Raw genomic sequence first — 16866 nt, forward strand, 5'->3', positions numbered from 1 at the left:
CGCTCGCCCAAGGGCTTGCGGGGACAGCCGGCGTACGGAGGGTCTCTGCACGCCGGCCGCCCGGACACTTTCACGTTATGGCACGGCGTGTCACCTCGCAAGGCACTGGGTGCCAGATATTGCTCTCAGATGAAATCTTTACGTAACAAATGAGCGATGATCGATCGCGCGGCCGACGGGGCGCACACGGAAACGGGCCGGCGGCGGCACAGAGTGCCGCCGCCGGCCCGGCGGGGTGTCAGGGGGACCGAACAGCTCCGTAACGCTACGAGCGGTCCTTGAGGGCCTGCTCGATGGCGCGCATGACCTCGTCGAGGGGTGCGTCGGTCCTGGCCACCGTCACCAGCACCTCGCCCTGCGTCGTCGCGGAGGCCGGCGCCGTACGGGGCGCGACTCCCCGCTCGGCCCCGATCCCCGTGCCGAAGGTCTTCCGTACGATCGCGAAGGCGTGGTCCAGTTGGGTCTCCACGTCCCCTTGGCCGCCGGCTCGCAGCCAGCGCCGCAGGACGTGGTTGTGCGCGGTGACCACCGCCGAGGCCGCGACCTCCGCGAGCAGCGGATCGTCGTTCGCGTCGTCGTCATGCACGTGCTCGTCGAAGTGACCGAGCAGATAGCGGGTGAAGAGCCGTTCGTAACGCGCGACCGAGGCGATCTCCGCCTCACGCAGCGTCGGTACCTCGCGCGTGAGCTTGTAGCGCTGCACGGAGATCTCCGGCTGGGCCGCGTACATCTTCATGACTTCCTTGATGCCGCGGCATACCGTGTCGAGCGGATGCTCGTGCGCGGGTGCGGCGTTGAGTACCGCCTCGGCCCGGACGAGGGTGTCGTCGTGGTCCGGGAAGATCGCCTCCTCCTTGGAGCGGAAGTGGCGGAAGAAGGTGCGCCGGGCGACCCCCGCGGCCGCCGCGATCTCGTCGACGGTGGTCGCTTCGTACCCCTTGGTCGCGAACAGCTCCATCGCCGCTGCCGCCAGTTCTCGGCGCATCTTGAGCCGCTGAGCTGCGGCGCGAGAGCCTGCGGCACTCTCCGGTGCGTCGGGCGCGGCTGGTGTACGTGGGGACTTGGCGGGCTGGGACATGACCCGAACGTACTGCATGTGCCCGGAGTGATGCGCACGCCCGGGGGTCCCCCCGCCCCGCGAGGGCGGGGGAAGTCCGGCCGGACCGAGCAGTCCGCCCCAGCCGGAGCCCTCCTCGAACTGGTCGCCGCGCCCGTCAGCGCTTGGCATATTCGCGGAAGCCGCGGCCGGTCTTGCGGCCGAGGCAGCCCGCGGCCACCAGGTGCTCCAGGAGCGGCGCGGGCGCCAGGCCCGGGTCGCGGAACTCGCGGTGCAGAACCTTCTCGATGGCCAGCGAGACGTCGAGCCCGACCACGTCAAGCAGCTCGAACGGGCCCATCGGATAGCCGCCGCCCAACTTCATCGCCGCGTCGATGTCGTCAAGAGACGCATAGTGCTCCTGCACCATCTTGATCGCGTTGTTGAGGTACGGGAACAGCAGGGCGTTCACGATGAAACCGGCGCGGTCGCCGCAGTCGACGGGGTGCTTCTTGATCGATGCGCACAGCTCGCGGACCGTCGAGTGCACATCGTCCGCCGTCAACACCGTACGGACCACCTCGACCAGCTTCATGGCGGGCGCCGGGTTGAAGAAGTGCATGCCGATCACGTCCTGCGGGCGCGAGGTGGCGCGGGCGCAGGCGACCACGGGTAGCGAGGAGGTGGTGGTGGCGAGGATCGCGCCCGGCTTGCAGACCTTGTCGAGCGTGGCGAACAGTTGCTGCTTGACCTCCAGGTCCTCGGCGATCGCCTCCAGGGCCAGGTCGATGTCGGCGAAGTCGTCGTAGGAACCCGTCGTCCGGATCAGGTCCAGCGTCTGCGCGGCCGCCTCGGCCGCCATCCGGCCCTTGTCGACGGAGCGGGCGAGCGACCTGCCGATGCGTGCCTTCGCGGCCAGCGCCTTCTCCTCGGTGCGGGCGGCGAGGACGACCTCGTACCCGGCCTTGGCGAAGACCTCGACGATCCCGGACGCCATGGTGCCGGAGCCGGCGACTCCCACCGAGCGGACCGGACGGCTCGCTGCCAGGGCGGCGCCGTCCCGCGGGGTCAGTGCGTCGCTCACCACGGTCGCGCTGCCGGGTGCCTCGTAGGTGTAGAAGCCGCGCCCCGACTTACGGCCGGTCAGACCCGCCTCGCTGAGCTGCTTGAGGATCGGCGCGGGTGCGTGCAGCCGGTCGCGGGAGGCGGCGTACATGGCCTCCAGGACGGTACGGGCCGTGTCGACGCCGATCAGGTCGAGCAGGGCGAGCGGGCCCATGGGCAGCCCGCAGCCCAGCCTCATAGCGGCGTCGATGTCCTCGCGGGAGGCGTACTTGGCCTCGTACATCGCGGCGGCCTGGTTCAGATAGCCGAACAGCAGCCCGTCGGCGACGAATCCGGGCCGGTCGCCCACGGCGACGGGCTCCTTGCCCAGGTCGAGGGCGAGGTCGGTCACCGCGCTGACGGCCGGGGGCGCGGTCAGCACGGACGAGACCACCTCGACCAGCTTCATGGCGGGCGCCGGGTTGAAGAAGTGCAGCCCGAGGACGCGCTCGGGGTGGGCCGAGTCGGCCGCGAGACGGGTGACGGACAGCGCGTTGGTGCCGGTGGCGAGGATGGTGTCCGGGCGCACGATGCCGTCGAGGGCGCGGAAGACCTGCTGCTTGATCTCGTACGACTCCGGGACCACCTCGATGACCAGGTCGGCGTCGGCCGCCGCCCGCAGATCCGTGAACGCACGGAAGCGGGCCAGGGCGTCGTCGCGCTCCTGCTCGCCGAGGCGTCCACGGCTGACGGCGCGGGCGAGGGAGGCCTCCAGCGCGGAGGCGGCCTTAGTGATCGCGGCCTCGCTGATGTCGATGCCGACGACCTCGCGGCCGGCCCGGGTCAGCACCGCGGCGATGCCGGTACCCATGGTGCCGAGACCGACCACGGCGATGGTCTTGAGCGGGGACAGACGGGTGTCGGAGAGGGGAGTGGCCATCGGGGGACTCCAGGGATGAGGGTGACGACTGAGAAGCGCACCTGAGTGCGCCGACGAACGCGCACCGTGCGCAGAGTGCTGGTGTTCACCGGGCCGGCGAGCGCACGCGCCCGGCGCCGTTCACGGACGTCCAACGCCCGGGAACGTGATCCGACCGGCCCTGTCCCGGAGCCGGGTCGTGCTGAGGTACCTGGGGTACCGAACCGACCAGCGTCCCCACTGCCCTGGGGACAGTGGGAGTGCTCCTTGCCGTGGCTGCGTCACCAGGCCACCGCAAGTCATGCGAGTGGTAACTCGCTCGAATGAGCTTAACCCGTGGGTAACGAGCGCGCCACCCCCCGAATTTGTGATGTAGGTCCCGGTACCCGGTGCGCGCCCGTAATCTCGGCCCCATGGACCAGGCGTGGCGGGTACTCGCGGAGCGTTTACGGGCCGAGTCCGGCGGATCGCCGGCGTACGAGCGGCTGCTGGCGGCCGACGATCCGGACACGCTGGCCGCCGTGCTGACCGAGCCCGGACAGCCGCTGTGGGCACGCGAGTTGGCGGCCCTCCGGCTCGGCGTCGCGGGTGACCGGCGAGCGTTCGAGGCGCTCGTCCTGCTGCTCAACCACCGTGATCCGCCGCGCTGTGCGTCGGCCGCGTACGCCCTGGCCCGGCTCGGCGACCCGCGCACCGCCCGCGCGGCAGCCGCCCTCGCCACCAACGAACTCCGCGTCGCCTACGCCCTCCATCCCGTACGTCTGCTCGTCGAGTTGCGCGCCCCCGAGGCTGTGCCCGCGCTGATCACCACGCTGCGGCGGCGGCTGCATCCGCACGATCCGTACCGCAAGGTGGCGCTCGCCTGCGTGGAAGGGCTCGGCGCACTCGGCGACGCCCGGGCCAGGCCCGTGCTGAACGACGCGCTCGCGCATCCGGCGCTGGCGGAGGCGGCGGTGCACGCACTGGGGCGCATCCCCTCGCGGCGGTGAGCCGTCAGCCGGGCAGCGGCAAGTCGGCCGCGTACCGCACCTCCGGCACGGCGGCCCCGTCCGCCTCGAACGTCTCCTCGGTGCCGTCGGCATGGAAACCGGCCCGTTCGTAGAAACGCCGGGCGCGGGTGTTCTCCCTGAGCACCCACAGGAGCATCCGCTCGTGTCCGGCCGCCGTGCACCGGCGTGTCGACTCGGCGAGCAGAGCCCGGCCGGCGCCCGCCCCGAGTACCTGGGGCGAGACGTAGATCGCGTACAACTCGGCGTCCTCGGTGAGGGCTTCGCCGTCCCGGTACGGCCCGTGCGCCGCCCAGCCGACGACCTCGCCGTCCCGGTCGGCGACCAGGTTCACCACGCCGTCGCCCTGGGCGAGACGGGCGCGGCGCCGCGCGGTGTCGGCGTCCACGTCGAGTGCGTCGAGATACGACTGCGGTATCAGCCCGCGGTAGGCGGTCCGCCAGCCGTTGATGCGGATCTCGCTCACGCGCCGACAGTCGTCAGGGGTCATGTCGCGGATGCGGAGGGTGTCGTTCATGGCGGCACCGTAGGCGAGCGCGGTCCGGACGGCCACGCGTTATTGCGGCAGCACCGCGTACGCCTCGATCTCCATCAGGAACTCAGGTCGCACCAGCGCCGCCACCTGCACAGCCGACGCGGCGGGCAGGCGGTCCTCCGGTATGTGCTCGGCGCGGGCCGCGCGGATCGCCGGCATGTACGCCATGTCCGTGACGAAGAAGGTCAGTTTGACCACGTCGTCGAACGAGGCGCCGACGGCGGCCAGACAGCGGCGCAGGTTCTCGAAGACCTGGCGGGCCTGGGCCGCAGGGTCGCCCTCGCCGACGAGCTTGCCGTCCTCGTCCAGGGCGAGCTGGCCGGAGATCGCGGCGAAGCGTCCGGTGCCGATGACGACGTGCGTGTACGCGGCGGCGGGGGCGACCTTGTCGGGGGCGGGAATCCTGGTCAGTTCACTCATGGGTCCATGGTGGACCACGGGTCTGACAACGGGGATTCCAGGCCCCCGACGAATCCGTCAGGCGGGTTCAGCCGTGGTGGCCGAGCAGCCCGTGCAGTGTCGAGCCGGGCGAGGAGGGCGACGCCGCCTTGGTGCGCAGCGGCTTGGGGTCGGGCCGATGCTTGCACACCGCGTCGGCTTCCGCGCCGTTGCCGTGCGGCACTCTGCCGTCGGCGAGGTACGCCGTCAGATACCTGTCCATGCAGGCGTTCCCGCTGAGCGTGACGCCGTGGTTACCGCCGCCCTGCTCGACCACCAGACTGGAGCGGCGCAGCAGGTGATGGGTCATCACGCCGCCCGGGTAGGGGGTGGCCGCGTCGTCGGTCGCCTGGAACAGCAGCGTCGGCGGCAACGCGTCGTTCGACACGTCCACCGGCCGCAGCGAGCCCGTCCGCCAGAAGGCGCACGGCGCGTTGTACCAGGTGTTGCTCCAGGCCATGAACGGTGCCTTGGCGTGCACCGCCCAGGTGTCCGCGCGCCACCGCGCCCAGTCGCGCGGCCAGGATGTGTCACGGCACTGCACCGCGGTGTAGACGCTGTAGCCGTTGTCGGCGGCGGCGTCGACCTTGGCGAACTTGTCGTACGCCTTGACCAGCGGGCCGGGGTCATGGTGGTTCACATACGCCGCGAACGCGGCGGCGAGGTTCGGCCAGTAGCCGTTGAAGTAGCCGCCCGGGACGAAGATGTCCTCCAACTCGGAGGCGCCCACCTTGTTCCGGGCCGGATGCCTGGCCAGTGCCGCCCGCATCGCGTACCACTTGGCCTCGACCCCGGCCGGGTCGGTGCCGAGCCGGTATGTCGAGTCGTACTTGGCGACCCAGGCGAGGAACGCCCGGTGGCGGTCGTTGAACGCGTAGTCCTGCTCGATGTTGTCCTTGTACCAGACGCCGCTGGGGTCGACGATGGAGTCGAGCACCAGACGACGTACCCGCTGCGGGAAGAGCTTCGCGTACACGGCGCCCAGGTACGTGCCGTACGAGTAGCCGAAGTAGCTGATCTTCTTGGCGCCGAGCGCCTGCCGGATCGCGTCCATGTCCCGTACGGCGCTCACGGTGTCGATGAACGGCAGCACGCTCGCGTACTTGGTGGCGCACGCCTTGGCGAAGGATGCGGCGCGGGAGATGCCGGCCTGTTCCAGGGCGGGCGTGCTGGGCACCGAGTCCGGGCGTACCGGCTTGGAGCGGCCGGGCGAGCAGTTGAGGGCGGGCTTGCTCTTGCCCACGCCCCGCGGGTCGAAACCGATGACGTCGTACTGCGACGCCACCTTTTTGGGCAGCGTGGAGGCGACGAACCCGGCGAGCATCAGACCGCTGCCGCCCGGCCCGCCGGGGTTGACCAGCAGCGGTCCCTGATAGGTCTTCGCGGTGTGCGGGACGCGCGACAGCGCCAGGCTGATCCGCCGTCCCCGCGGGTTCGCATAGTCGAGCGGCACCGTGACGGACGCGCACTGGAGTGTCCGAAAGCGGGCGGTGGCGCACTTCTTCCAGGTGGGCTCAGCCGCTTTCGCGGTGCCCGCGATGCGCACTGCGCTCGCCTCGGCCGGGACGGTGGTGAGCGTCCCCGCCACCATGGCGGCAGCGCACAGCACGGCTGCGCGTTTTCTCATGTAAGGCCTTCCAGGAGGGGGTTGGGCCGTAGAAGTCAGGCCCTCGCCGCATCGTCCCGGAATGTCCGGCTGTATGAACGTGTTCAGGTAAGACTTGACCCGATCGGGTCGCGCGAAGCGCTCGGATGCGCCGTGCATTCCCTCACAGGAGGGAGAGCGGAGTCCCAGTCATCGCCAGATCGACCCAGTTCACGGAGCGCATCTCGTGCGACATCCCCGTGCGCGTGGGGCTTGTCCTGGCTCCCGCGGGGCGACGCCGCGTGTACCCGTCCGTGAGCGTGCCCCGAAGTGTGATGAGATGGCGCACACTCCACCACACGTACGGAAAGAGGAAGGCCATGGCGCAGGTCGAGGCCACGACGGAGCGGACCATCTCGGCGGACGCGGAGACGGTGTTCGACGCCCTCGCCGACTACCGGGGCACCCGCTCGAAGGTGCTGCCCGAGCAGTTCAGCGAGTACGAGGTACGCGAGGGCGGCGACGGCGAGGGCACGCTCGTCCACTGGAAACTCCAGGCCACCAGCAAGCGCGTCCGCGACTGCCTCCTCGAGGTGAGCGAGCCGACCGACGGCGAACTCGTCGAGAAGGACCGCAACTCCTCCATGGTCACCACATGGCGGGTCACCCCGGCCGGTGAGGGCCGGTCCCGTGTCGTCGTCACCACCACCTGGAAGGGGGCCGGCGGCATCGGCGGCTTCTTCGAGAGGACCTTCGCGCCCAAGGGCCTCGCCCGTATCTACGACGCGGTGCTCGCCAGGCTGGCCGCCGAGGTGGAGAAGTAGTACCGGACGGCAGAAGCGAGGGCGTACGCCACCGTAGGCGCCCCACCCCTCCCCGTGCGCTCCGGGGGCGCGGATCCCGCGATCCGAGCCCCCGGAGCGCATTTCGTCAGTCGTCCGGCTGAATCTCACGCTCACCGTTTCGAGTGGTTTTCTACACGGTGCGGTTGTACGCCGTAGGGCTCCGACCGGCGGATACCCGTGCGGGGTGCCTCCCGAAGGTGAATCGTCGCGCTTGATCGCAGTTGTCGCGCAGTGCGAGAAATTGGGCGGCGCAGACGCGACGAGGGGAGCGGTACGTGGGCGTGACGACGGTGATGGACGTGGACAGCGAGCGGGCAGTGCCGCCCGTGGTCCCGGTCACGCCCCAGGAGCCGACCGGCCCCGAACAGCCGGCGGATCTCAGCCCCCGCCGCGTGCGCCTGGTCTTCGTCGGCCTGATGCTCGCGCTGCTGCTCGCCGCGCTCGACCAGATGATCGTGGCCACCGCGCTCCCGAAGATCGTCGGCGAGCTGCACGGCCTGGAGCGGATGTCCTGGGCGATCACTGCCTATCTGCTGACCTCCACCGTGGGCCTGCCGGTCTACGGCAAGTGCGGCGACCTCTTCGGCCGCAAGGGCGTCTTCCAGTTCGCGATCGCGGTCTTCGTCATCGGCTCGGCGCTCGCCGGACGGGCGCAGAGCATGGACCAGCTGATCGCCTTCCGCGCCATCCAGGGCGTCGGCGCCGGCGGGCTCATGATCGGCGTACAGGCGATCATCGCGGACATCGTCCCGCCCCGCGAACGCGGCCGCTTCATGGGTCTGATCGGCGCGTCCTTCGGCCTCGCCTCGGTGGCCGGGCCCCTCCTCGGCGGCTACTTCACCGACCACCTCTCCTGGCGCTGGTGCTTCTACATCAACGTGCCCTTCGGTCTGGTCACCCTGGCCGTCGTCGCCGCCGTGCTGAAACTGCCGAAGCCCGTCGTGAAGGTCAGCCTCGATGTGCTCGGTACGCTGCTGCTGGCCACCGCATCGACCTGCCTGGTGCTGCTGACCAGTTGGGGCGGCACCGAGTACGCCTGGGACTCGCGCGTCATCCTGGGGCTGGGCGCGGGCGCGGTCCTCGCGAGCGCCCTCTTCCTGATCGCCGAGGGGTTCGCCGCCGAACCCCTCATCCCCCTGCGGCTGTTCAGGGACTCGGTCTTCAACGTCACCGCCCTGGTGGGACTGGTCGTCGGCGTCGCGCTGTTCGGCGCCGCCAGCTACCTCCCCACCTTCCTGCAGATGGTCGACGGCGCGAGTGCCACCGAGTCCGGGCTGCTGATGCTGCCGATGATGGCCGGGGTCGTCGGCGCCTCCATCGTCTGCGGACAGCTCGTCAGCAAGACCGGCCGCTACCGGGTCTACCCGGTCCTCGGCAGTGCTGTGTCCGCCGTCGGCATGTGGCTGCTGTCCCGGCTCGACGTGGACACATCGAGGCTGGAGTACAGCGTCTGGATGGCCGTACTCGGCGCCGGTATCGGCATGGTGATGCCGGTCCTGATCCTCGCCGTGCAGAACTCCGCGCGCCCCGCCGACCTCGGCACCGCGACCAGCGCCAACAACTACTTCCGGCAGATCGGCGGCAGCGTCGGGGCCGCGGTCTTCGGCACCCTGTTCGCGAACCGGCTCTCGGACGCCCTGCGGGAGCGCCTCCCCGCGGGCGCGGGCGCCCGGCTGCCCGACGCCCAGTCCATCACCCCGCAACTGGTCCACGCACTGCCCCCGGCCCTGCGCCACGCGTACATCGACGCCTACGCGGAAGCCATGCCGCGGATCTTCCTCTACCTCGTGCCGGTGCTCGTCCTCGGCCTGCTCATCGCCTTCTTCCTCAAGGAGAAACCACTGGTGTCCCACAACGCCCCCGCCGAGTCCTCGCTCGCCGCCCACAGCGAGTCCCCGCTCGCGGCCCAGGTCCCGCAGGCGCGTGCGCCCTACGCCGCCGGAGTGCCCGTCTGCGGTACGGTCCAGCACCCCGACGGCACCGTCGTACCGCGCGCCGCGCTCACCCTCATCGACGTCGGGGGACAGCAGATCGGTCGGGGTGCGAGCGGCGAGGACGGACGGTATGCGCTGTCCACGCCCGGATCCGGGTCGTACGTCCTGATCGCCGCGGCCGGCGGTCACCAGCCGCAGGCGGTCTCGGTGACCGTCGGGGAACGCCCGGTGGAGCTGGACGTCATGCTCGGCGGCGCCGGCCGGCTCGCCGGGAGCGTGCTCACGGCCGACGGAACGCCGGTGCGCGATGCCGCCGTCACGCTCACCAATGTGCACGGAGAGGTGGTCGCGAGCACCCGCAGCGGGCGTGAAGGCGGTTATGTCATCGGCGAGTTGGTCGCCGGTGAGTACACCCTCGCCGCCAGCGCGCCCGCGTTCCGCCCGGCCGCGCTGCCCGTCACCGTGCAGGCATCGCGCGAGACCCGGCAGGACGTCGAACTCGCGGGCGGGGCGGTGCTGCGAGGTACCGTGCGCGCCGGAGACGGGAGGCCCGTCGAGGATGCGCGCGTGACGCTCCTCGACGCCGCGGGCAACGTCGTCGACACGCTCACCACCGGCGCCGACGGGATGTTCCGGTTCGTCGACCTGTCCTCCGGTGAGTACACCGTGATTGCGGCCGGGTACCCGCCGGTGGCCACGGTGCTCCAGGTCGCCGGGGGCGGCAGGACCGAGCGGGACCTGCAGCTGGGGCACGAAGACTGAGGGGCGGCCTCGCCCGCCCTCTTCCCGGAGGTCACAGCAGGCTTCACAGCGATGTCACCAGGCTGACCGCGGTGTCCACCGCGGTCTCCACGCTGCCTTCGGCGGGGTACAGCAGGGGCCGGCCCGCGACCATGCCCTGGACGGTGGGCAGCCGCAGGGCCGCGCGCCACTTCTCGTAGGTGCCCGCCTGGTCCGCGCCGACCTCGCCGCCGAGGAGTACGGCGGGCAGGGTCGAGGCCTCCACTGCCTCGGCCATGCCGTCGGGGTCGTCGGTGACGGGGAGCTTGAGCCAGGTGTAGGCGGAGGTGCCGCCCAGGCCCGAGGCGATGGCGATGGACCGGGTGACAGCCTCGGTGCTCAGGTCGTTGCGCACCCTGCCGTCGACGCGGCGCGAAAGGAACGGCTCGATGAACAGCGGCAGACGGCGCGCGGCCATCTCGTCCACGGCCCGGGCCGCGGACTCCAGGGTCCGCAGGGAGCCCGGGTCGTCGTAGTCGATGCGCAGCAGGAGCTTCCCGGCGTCGAAGCGCAGCCGTTCGATGTCTTCGGCGCGCTGGCCGGTGAAGCGGTCGTCCATCTCGAAGGACGCGCCGGCGAGGCCGCCGCGGTTCATGGAGCCCAGGACGATTTTGTCGTCCAGGACCCCGAGCAGCAGCAGGTCCTCCAGGATGTCGGCGGTGGCGAGCACCCCGTCCACGCCGGGCCGGGACAGTGCTATGCACACGCGCTCCAGGAGATCGGCCCGGTTGGCCATGGCCAGGCGGCGATCGCCGACGTCGAGGGCGCCGCGCGCGGGATGGTCGGCGGCCACGATCATGAGGCGGCCGCTGTCGCCGATCAGCGGGCGGCGCGCACGTCGGGCGGCGGCTTCGGCGATGGCCTGCGGATTGCGGGCGCGCACCGTGACGAGGTCGGCGATGCAGATGCTCAAGACGGACTCCGTTCACCGGGTGGCATGCAAGGAGGCTCTCGGGCGGCCAGGTGCGAGGGGTCCTCAAAGGGGGCGGTCAGCCGCGGGCGAGCAGGTCGGCGATCTCCGGTTCGGTCGGCATCGCGGAGGAGCAGGCGAGACGGGAGGCGACGAGCGCGCCGGCCGCGTTGGCATGGCGCATGACCTGCTCCAGCGGCCGGCCGGCGAGCAGCCCGTGGCAGAGCGAGCCGCCGAAGGCGTCCCCGGCGCCGAGTCCGTTGACGACCTCCACGGGCATGGGCGGCACCTCGGCCGTCGTACCGTCGCGATGCACGGCGAGTACCCCCTTGGGGCCCTGCTTGACGACCGCCAGCTCCACGCCCGCGTCCAGCAGTGCCTGGGCGCAGGCCCGTGGTTCGCGTACGCCGGTGGCGATCTCGCACTCGTCGAGGTTGCCCACGGCCACGGTGGCGTGGCGCAGCGCCTCGGCGTAGTAGGGGTGTGCGGCCTCGGGGTCGTTCCAGAACATCGGGCGCCAGTCGAGGTCGAACACCGTGATACCGGCCCTGTTCCGTGCCGCGAGGGCGGCGAGCGTGGCCGAGCGGCTGGGTTCCTCGCTCAGGCCGGTGCCGGTGATCCAGAAGATGCGGGCGGAACGGATGGCGGAGAGGTCCAGCTCGTCGGCGCGGATCTCCAGATCGGGGGCCTTGGGCCGACGGTAGAAGTAGAGCGGGAAGTCGTCGGGCGGGAAGATCTCGCAGAACGTGATCGGGGTCGGGAGGGTGTCCACGGGCGTGACGAACCGGTCGTCGACCCCGAACTCCTTGAGCGCCAGGTGCAGGTACGTGCCGAAGGGGTCGTCACCGGTCCGGCTGATCACCGCGGTGGTGCGGCCGAGACGCGCGGCGGCCACCGCGACGTTGGCCGCCGAGCCGCCCAGGAACTTTGCGAACGTCTCGACCTGGGGGAGCGGCACACCGGTCTGCAAGGGGTAGAGATCCACCCCGAGGCGTCCCATGGTGATGAGATCGAATCGTTCGGCGGGCTCAGGCATGCGCGTCGCTCCTCGTGCGGGGATGCGGGCCGGCGGCCGCCCGGAAGGCTGGTGTCCGGGCCCGGATGCCTCACAGGTGTAGGCCGCCGGGCGCCCCCTGTCAAGGCTTTGTACTTACATTCGGACCTACTTCTGAAATGATGTCTTGACAAATCTTGAGGGGGTCCACCGATACTGCGCTGGAATCGACAACCGCGGGGTAGGGCATCCAGGTACCTGTGACGGCATCCATCGAAGGGAGCTCCTGACATGACCACTGTCCTGGACCGCATCCGGATCGGCTCGGCCCCGGACTCCTGGGGCGTCTGGTTCCCCGACGACCCGCAGCAGGTGCCCTGGGAACGCTTCCTGGACGAGGTCGCCGAAGCCGGCTACTCCTGGATCGAGATCGGCCCGTACGGCTATCTGCCGACCGACCCGGCACGGCTCACCGACGAGGTGGACAAGCGGAACCTGAAGGTGTCGGCGGGCACGGTCTTCACCTCGCTGCACCGCGGGCCGGCCGTGTGGGAGTCCACCTGGGAGCACGTCAGCCAGGTCGCCTCGCTCACCCAGGCCATGGGTGCGAAGCACCTCGTGGTCATCCCCTCCTTCTGGCGGGACGACAAGAGCGCCGAGATCATCGAGCCGCCGGAACTCACCGGTGAGCAATGGACCCACCTCACCAAGGGCATGGAGCGGCTCGGCCACGAGGTCAGGGAGACCTACGGCCTCGACATCGTCGTCCACCCGCACGCCGACACCCACATCGACACCGAGGAGCACGTCGAGCGCTTCCTCGACGCGACGGACTCCGATCTGGTCGACCTCTGCCTGGACACCGGTCACTACGCCTACTGCGGCGGCGACAGCGTCAAGCTCATCGAGACCTACGGCGAGCGCATCGGCTATCTGCATCTCAAACAGGTCGACCCGGAGATCCTCGCCGACGTCGTCGCGAACGGGGTGCCGTTCGGCCCCGCCGTGCAGCGCGGCGTGATGTGCGAGCCACCGGCCGGCGTGCCCGCGCTGGAACCCGTCCTCGCCGCCGCCCAGGGCCTCGGCGTCGAACTGTTCGCCATCGTCGAGCAGGACATGTACCCCTGCCCGCCGGGCAAGCCGCTGCCCATCGCCGTACGCACCCGCGCGTTCCTCCGCTCCTGCGGCGCCTGACCACTCCGCGGCGGCAACCCACCACTACTTTGCGTCTACGCAGGTCAGGGGCTTGTTATCGGAGATGACAACGGTCACCGCTGCAGTCTTTGGTGATTCCCGCGCCGATGCGTTTCACTGCGGTTTCAGGCACTCGATGCGAGGGGGAAGGCGGACCGACCATGACGATCGACCACGGGCATGCGCACGGTTCAGGGGGCCACGCCGGGCACGCCCATGGTGTGTCGGCGCACGCCGACCGCCGCTGGCTGGGCATCTCGCTCGTGCTGATCACCGTGTTCATGGCGGCGGAGGTGGCCGTCGGCGTCATCGCCGGTTCCCTGGCCCTGCTCTCCGACGCGGCGCACATGCTCACCGACGCCGTCGCCATCGTGCTGGCGCTGATCGCGATGAGGCTCGCCGCCCGCCCGGCCGGTGGTGGCTTCACCTACGGGCTCAAACGCGCGGAGATCCTCTCCGCCCAGGCCAACGGCCTCACGCTGTTCCTGCTCGGTGTGTGGCTGGCCGTCGAGGCCGTCCAGCGGCTCGTCTCGCCGCCGCAGGTCCGGGGCGGGCTGATGCTGGTGACCGCGCTGGTCGGCATCGTCGTGAACATGGCCGCCGCCTGGTGCATCGCGAAGGCCAACCGCGCCTCCCTGAACATCGAGGGTGCCTACCAGCACATCCTGACCGATCTGTTCGCCTTCATCGGCACCGCCGTCGCCGCGCTCGTGATCGTCCTGACGGGCTTCCAGCGTGCCGACGCCATCGCCACGCTCTTGGTGGTAGCGCTGATGGTGAAGGCCGCCTACGGGCTGCTGCGCGACTCCGGCCGCATCTTCCTGGAGGCCGCGCCCGCCGACATGGACCCCGACGCGCTGGGGGACCGGCTCGTCGCCCAACCGGTCATCGTGGAGGTGCACGACCTGCACGTCTGGCAGATCACCTCCGGCCAGGCCGCCATGTCAGCACACGTCCTGGTCGAACCGGACGGCGACTGCCACTCCGTCCGCCGCCACCTGGAGAGAGTCCTGCGCCACGACTACGGCATCACCCACACCACCCTCCAGGTCGACCACGTCGGCGAGGACACCGAGGCCGGGGACCTGCTGCAGAGCACCTCCCCCACGGCCGGCTCCGCCGAGCACTGCGACGATGCCCACGGCCCCGTCTACCGGCCGGGACCGAACGGACACTGACCCCGCACGGGCCGCTCGCGGGCTCCTTCGGCCCCGGCCGGAAGTCCGGGCACCGGAAGTGTTCTGGCCGAGAGGGCCCGAGTTGAGCCGAGTCAGGCCGGGATGGGCGGGATCCAACCTTTCCGTGATCAAACCGAGAGTCACTTCACCCTGACTCGGTCATGCCGACACGACGATGTCGGTTTACACTCGCGCTGCTCTCCCGGCGCAGTGTTGGGACAGGCAGGCGTCGCCGGGGGCCGAGGGAACTGATGTCAACCACTCATGTCGGCGAGCTCCCTCGGGCTCTCTGACCTGGAGAGGACGGAGCCGGGCATGAAGATCCTCATCAGCGCCGACATGGAGGGCGCCACCGGAGTCACCTGGCCGGCCGATGTGCTGCCCGGGACACCCCAGTGGGAGCGCTGTCGGTCGATGTTCACCTCGGATGTGAACGCCGCCGTGCTCGGGTTCTTCGACGGCGGCGCCGACGAGGTGCTGATCAACGAGGCCCACTGGACCATGCGCAATCTGCTCCTGGAGCAGCTCGACGAGCGCGCGCAGATGCTCACCGGACGCCACAAGTCCCTCTCCATGGTCGAGGGCGTGCAGCACGGGGACGTGGACGGCATCGCGTTCGTCGGCTATCACGCGGGCGCCGGTATGGAGGGAGTCCTGGCGCACACCTTCCTCGCCAACTCCCTCACCGGGGTGTGGGTGAACGACGTCCGCGCCAGCGAGGGCCTGCTGAACGCGCACGTCGTCGCCGAGTACGGAGTGCCCGTCATCCTCGTCACCGGCGACGACGTGGCCTGCGAGGACGCGCTCGGGTACGCGCCCGAGGCGCTCAAGGTCGCGGTCAAGGACCATGTCTCCCGGTACGCGGCCGTGTGCCGCACCCCGGCGAGGACCGCCGCCGACATCCGCGCCGCTGCCAAGGAGGCCGCGTCCCTGGCCGTGCGTCATGAACCGGTGGACGGCGGGCCGTTCACCGTGGCCCTGGAGTTCGACGCCGAGCACCTGGCGATGGCCTCCACCGTGGTGCCGGGCGTGGACCGCATCGGCGAGCGGAAGGTGGCGTACACGAGCGCAACCATGTACGAAGGGATCCGTACCTTCAAGGCAGTCACCACGATCGCCTCGAACGCGGTGGAGGAGCAGTATGGCTGACCAGCAGGCACTCGAGGAGGTCGTACGGTTCACGTCCGACCTCATCCGCATCGACACCACCAACCGCGGCGGCGGCGACTGCCGGGAGCGCCCCGCCGCCGAGTACGCCGCCGGGCAACTGGCCGGGGCGGGCCTCGAGCCCACGCTGCTGGAACGCACCAGCGGGCGGACGAACGTCGTCGCCCGCATCGAGGGCACCGATCCCTCCGCCGACGCGCTGCTCGTCCACGGTCATCTCGACGTGGTGCCCGCCGAGGCCGCGGACTGGAGCGTGCACCCCTTCTCCGGCGAGGTCCGCGACGGTGTCGTCTGGGGCCGGGGCGCGATCGACATGAAGAACATGGACGCGATGATCCTCGCAGTCGTCCGGGACTGGGCGCGTTCGGGCGTCAGACCACGGCGCGACCTCGTCATCGCGTTCACCGCCGACGAGGAGGCCAGCGCGGAGGACGGCTCCGGCTTCCTCGCGGACCGCCACGCGGACCTCTTCGAGGGGTGCACCGAAGGCATCAGCGAGTCCGGGGCGTTCACCTTCCACGACGGCGCCGGCCGGCAGATCTACCCGATCGCGGCGGGCGAGCGCGGCACCGGCTGGCTCAAGCTCACCGCGCGCGGCCGGGCGGGACACGGCTCCAAGGTCAACCGCAGCAACGCGGTCATCCGGCTCGCCGAGGCGATCGCCCGCATCGGCGCCCACGAGTGGCCGCTCAGGCTCACCCCGACGGTGCGCGCCGCACTCACCGAACTCGCCGCCGTGTACGGCCTCGACGCCGACCTCGACCACCCCGACGGCACCGACGGCCTCCTGCGGAAGCTCGGCCCGGCCGCCGCGCTCGTCGAGCCCACGGTCCGCAACAGCGCCAACCCGACCATGCTGAGCGCCGGATACAAGATCAACGTGATTCCCGGGGAGGCCGTCGCCTACGTCGACGGACGCTATCTGCCTGGTGGCGAGGACGAGTTCACCGCGACCCTCGACGAACTCACCGGCCCGGACGTGGAATGGGAGTTCCACCACCGCGAAGTCGCGCTGCAGGCCCCGGTGGACTCGCCGACGTACGCCCGGATGCGTGCCGCCGTCGAGGAGTTCGCACCCGAAGGACACGTGGTGCCGTATTGCATGTCGGGCGGCACGGACGCCAAGCAGTTCTCGCGACTCGGTATCACCGGATACGGGTTCGCTCCGCTGAAGCTCCCGGAGGGCTTCGACTACCAGGCGCTCTTTCACGGCGTCGACGAACGTGTCCCGGTCGAGGCGCTGCACTTCGGTGTCCGCGTCCTCGACCGCTTTCTGCGCACGGCCTGAGAACGGAAGTGG

The 16866-nt window shown here is 70.5% G+C and carries 14 protein-coding genes; 7 read left to right on the forward strand and 7 right to left on the reverse strand.

Annotated features, from left to right (window positions below; all coding sequences use genetic code 11):
* Nucleotides 1-265 precede the first annotated feature (265 nt).
* On the reverse strand, nucleotides 266-1078 hold the full coding sequence (locus BIV24_RS22170; RefSeq protein ID WP_071368303.1) for a TetR family transcriptional regulator: 813 nt from the start codon (nucleotides 1076-1078) through the stop codon (nucleotides 266-268).
* Nucleotides 1079-1214: 136 nt separating this feature from the next.
* Nucleotides 1215-3020, reverse strand: a complete 1806-nt coding sequence (locus BIV24_RS22175; RefSeq protein WP_071368143.1) for a 3-hydroxyacyl-CoA dehydrogenase family protein — start codon at nucleotides 3018-3020, stop codon at nucleotides 1215-1217.
* Nucleotides 3021-3412: 392 nt separating this feature from the next.
* Here BIV24_RS22175 and BIV24_RS22180 point away from each other — a divergent pair, with 392 nt between their 5' ends.
* A complete protein-coding gene (locus BIV24_RS22180) occupies nucleotides 3413-3988 on the forward strand; it encodes an adenylosuccinate lyase (protein ID WP_071368144.1) in 576 nt (191 codons plus the stop codon).
* Between the two features lie 4 nt (nucleotides 3989-3992).
* On the opposite strand, the gene BIV24_RS22185 is transcribed toward BIV24_RS22180, so the two are convergent.
* The 3 genes from BIV24_RS22185 to BIV24_RS22195 form a co-directional block, all read right to left on the reverse strand.
* Nucleotides 3993-4523: a GNAT family N-acetyltransferase gene (locus BIV24_RS22185; RefSeq protein ID WP_071368304.1), complete on the reverse strand. Its 531-nt coding sequence runs from the start codon at nucleotides 4521-4523 to the stop codon at nucleotides 3993-3995.
* 39 nt (nucleotides 4524-4562) lie between these two features.
* Nucleotides 4563-4961 (reverse strand): RidA family protein, encoded by a 399-nt coding sequence (locus tag BIV24_RS22190; protein WP_071368145.1) that lies wholly within the window; start codon nucleotides 4959-4961, stop codon nucleotides 4563-4565.
* Nucleotides 4962-5028: 67 nt separating this feature from the next.
* On the reverse strand, nucleotides 5029-6606 hold the full coding sequence (locus BIV24_RS22195; protein WP_071368146.1) for an alpha/beta hydrolase: 1578 nt from the start codon (nucleotides 6604-6606) through the stop codon (nucleotides 5029-5031).
* Between the two features lie 338 nt (nucleotides 6607-6944).
* Between BIV24_RS22195 and BIV24_RS22205 the strand changes: the two genes are divergently transcribed.
* Nucleotides 6945-7388, forward strand: a complete 444-nt coding sequence (locus BIV24_RS22205; RefSeq protein ID WP_071368148.1) for an SRPBCC family protein — start codon at nucleotides 6945-6947, stop codon at nucleotides 7386-7388.
* Nucleotides 7389-7684: 296 nt separating this feature from the next.
* Nucleotides 7685-10105 carry an MFS transporter gene (locus BIV24_RS22210; RefSeq protein ID WP_071368149.1) on the forward strand — a complete coding sequence of 807 codons (2421 nt, stop codon included), beginning with the start codon at nucleotides 7685-7687 and terminating at the stop codon, nucleotides 10103-10105.
* A 43-nt stretch (nucleotides 10106-10148) separates the two neighbouring features.
* Here the strand turns inward: BIV24_RS22210 and BIV24_RS22215 are convergent, their stop codons facing one another.
* Nucleotides 10149-11036: a Cgl0159 family (beta/alpha)8-fold protein gene (locus tag BIV24_RS22215; protein WP_071368150.1), complete on the reverse strand. Its 888-nt coding sequence runs from the start codon at nucleotides 11034-11036 to the stop codon at nucleotides 10149-10151.
* Nucleotides 11037-11112: 76 nt separating this feature from the next.
* On the reverse strand, nucleotides 11113-12069 hold the full coding sequence (gene iolC / locus BIV24_RS22220; RefSeq protein WP_071368151.1) for a 5-dehydro-2-deoxygluconokinase: 957 nt from the start codon (nucleotides 12067-12069) through the stop codon (nucleotides 11113-11115).
* A 249-nt stretch (nucleotides 12070-12318) separates the two neighbouring features.
* Here iolC and BIV24_RS22225 point away from each other — a divergent pair, with 249 nt between their 5' ends.
* From BIV24_RS22225 to BIV24_RS22240, 4 genes are all read left to right on the forward strand, one after another.
* Complete coding sequence (locus tag BIV24_RS22225; RefSeq protein WP_071368152.1) at nucleotides 12319-13221, forward strand: sugar phosphate isomerase/epimerase family protein; 903 nt, start codon at nucleotides 12319-12321, stop codon at nucleotides 13219-13221.
* Nucleotides 13222-13382: 161 nt separating this feature from the next.
* On the forward strand, nucleotides 13383-14399 hold the full coding sequence (locus BIV24_RS22230) for a cation diffusion facilitator family transporter (protein ID WP_071368153.1): 1017 nt from the start codon (nucleotides 13383-13385) through the stop codon (nucleotides 14397-14399).
* 315 nt (nucleotides 14400-14714) lie between these two features.
* Entirely contained in the window at nucleotides 14715-15548 is an 834-nt protein-coding gene (locus tag BIV24_RS22235) for a M55 family metallopeptidase (protein ID WP_071368154.1), read from the forward strand.
* Entirely contained in the window at nucleotides 15541-16854 is a 1314-nt protein-coding gene (locus tag BIV24_RS22240) for a M20/M25/M40 family metallo-hydrolase (RefSeq protein WP_071368155.1), read from the forward strand. Before BIV24_RS22235 ends, BIV24_RS22240 begins: the two co-directional genes overlap by 8 nt.
* Nucleotides 16855-16866: the final 12 nt, after the last annotated feature.

Source organism: Streptomyces colonosanans (assembly GCF_001866645.1).
Lineage (GTDB): Bacteria > Actinomycetota > Actinomycetes > Streptomycetales > Streptomycetaceae > Streptomyces > Streptomyces colonosanans.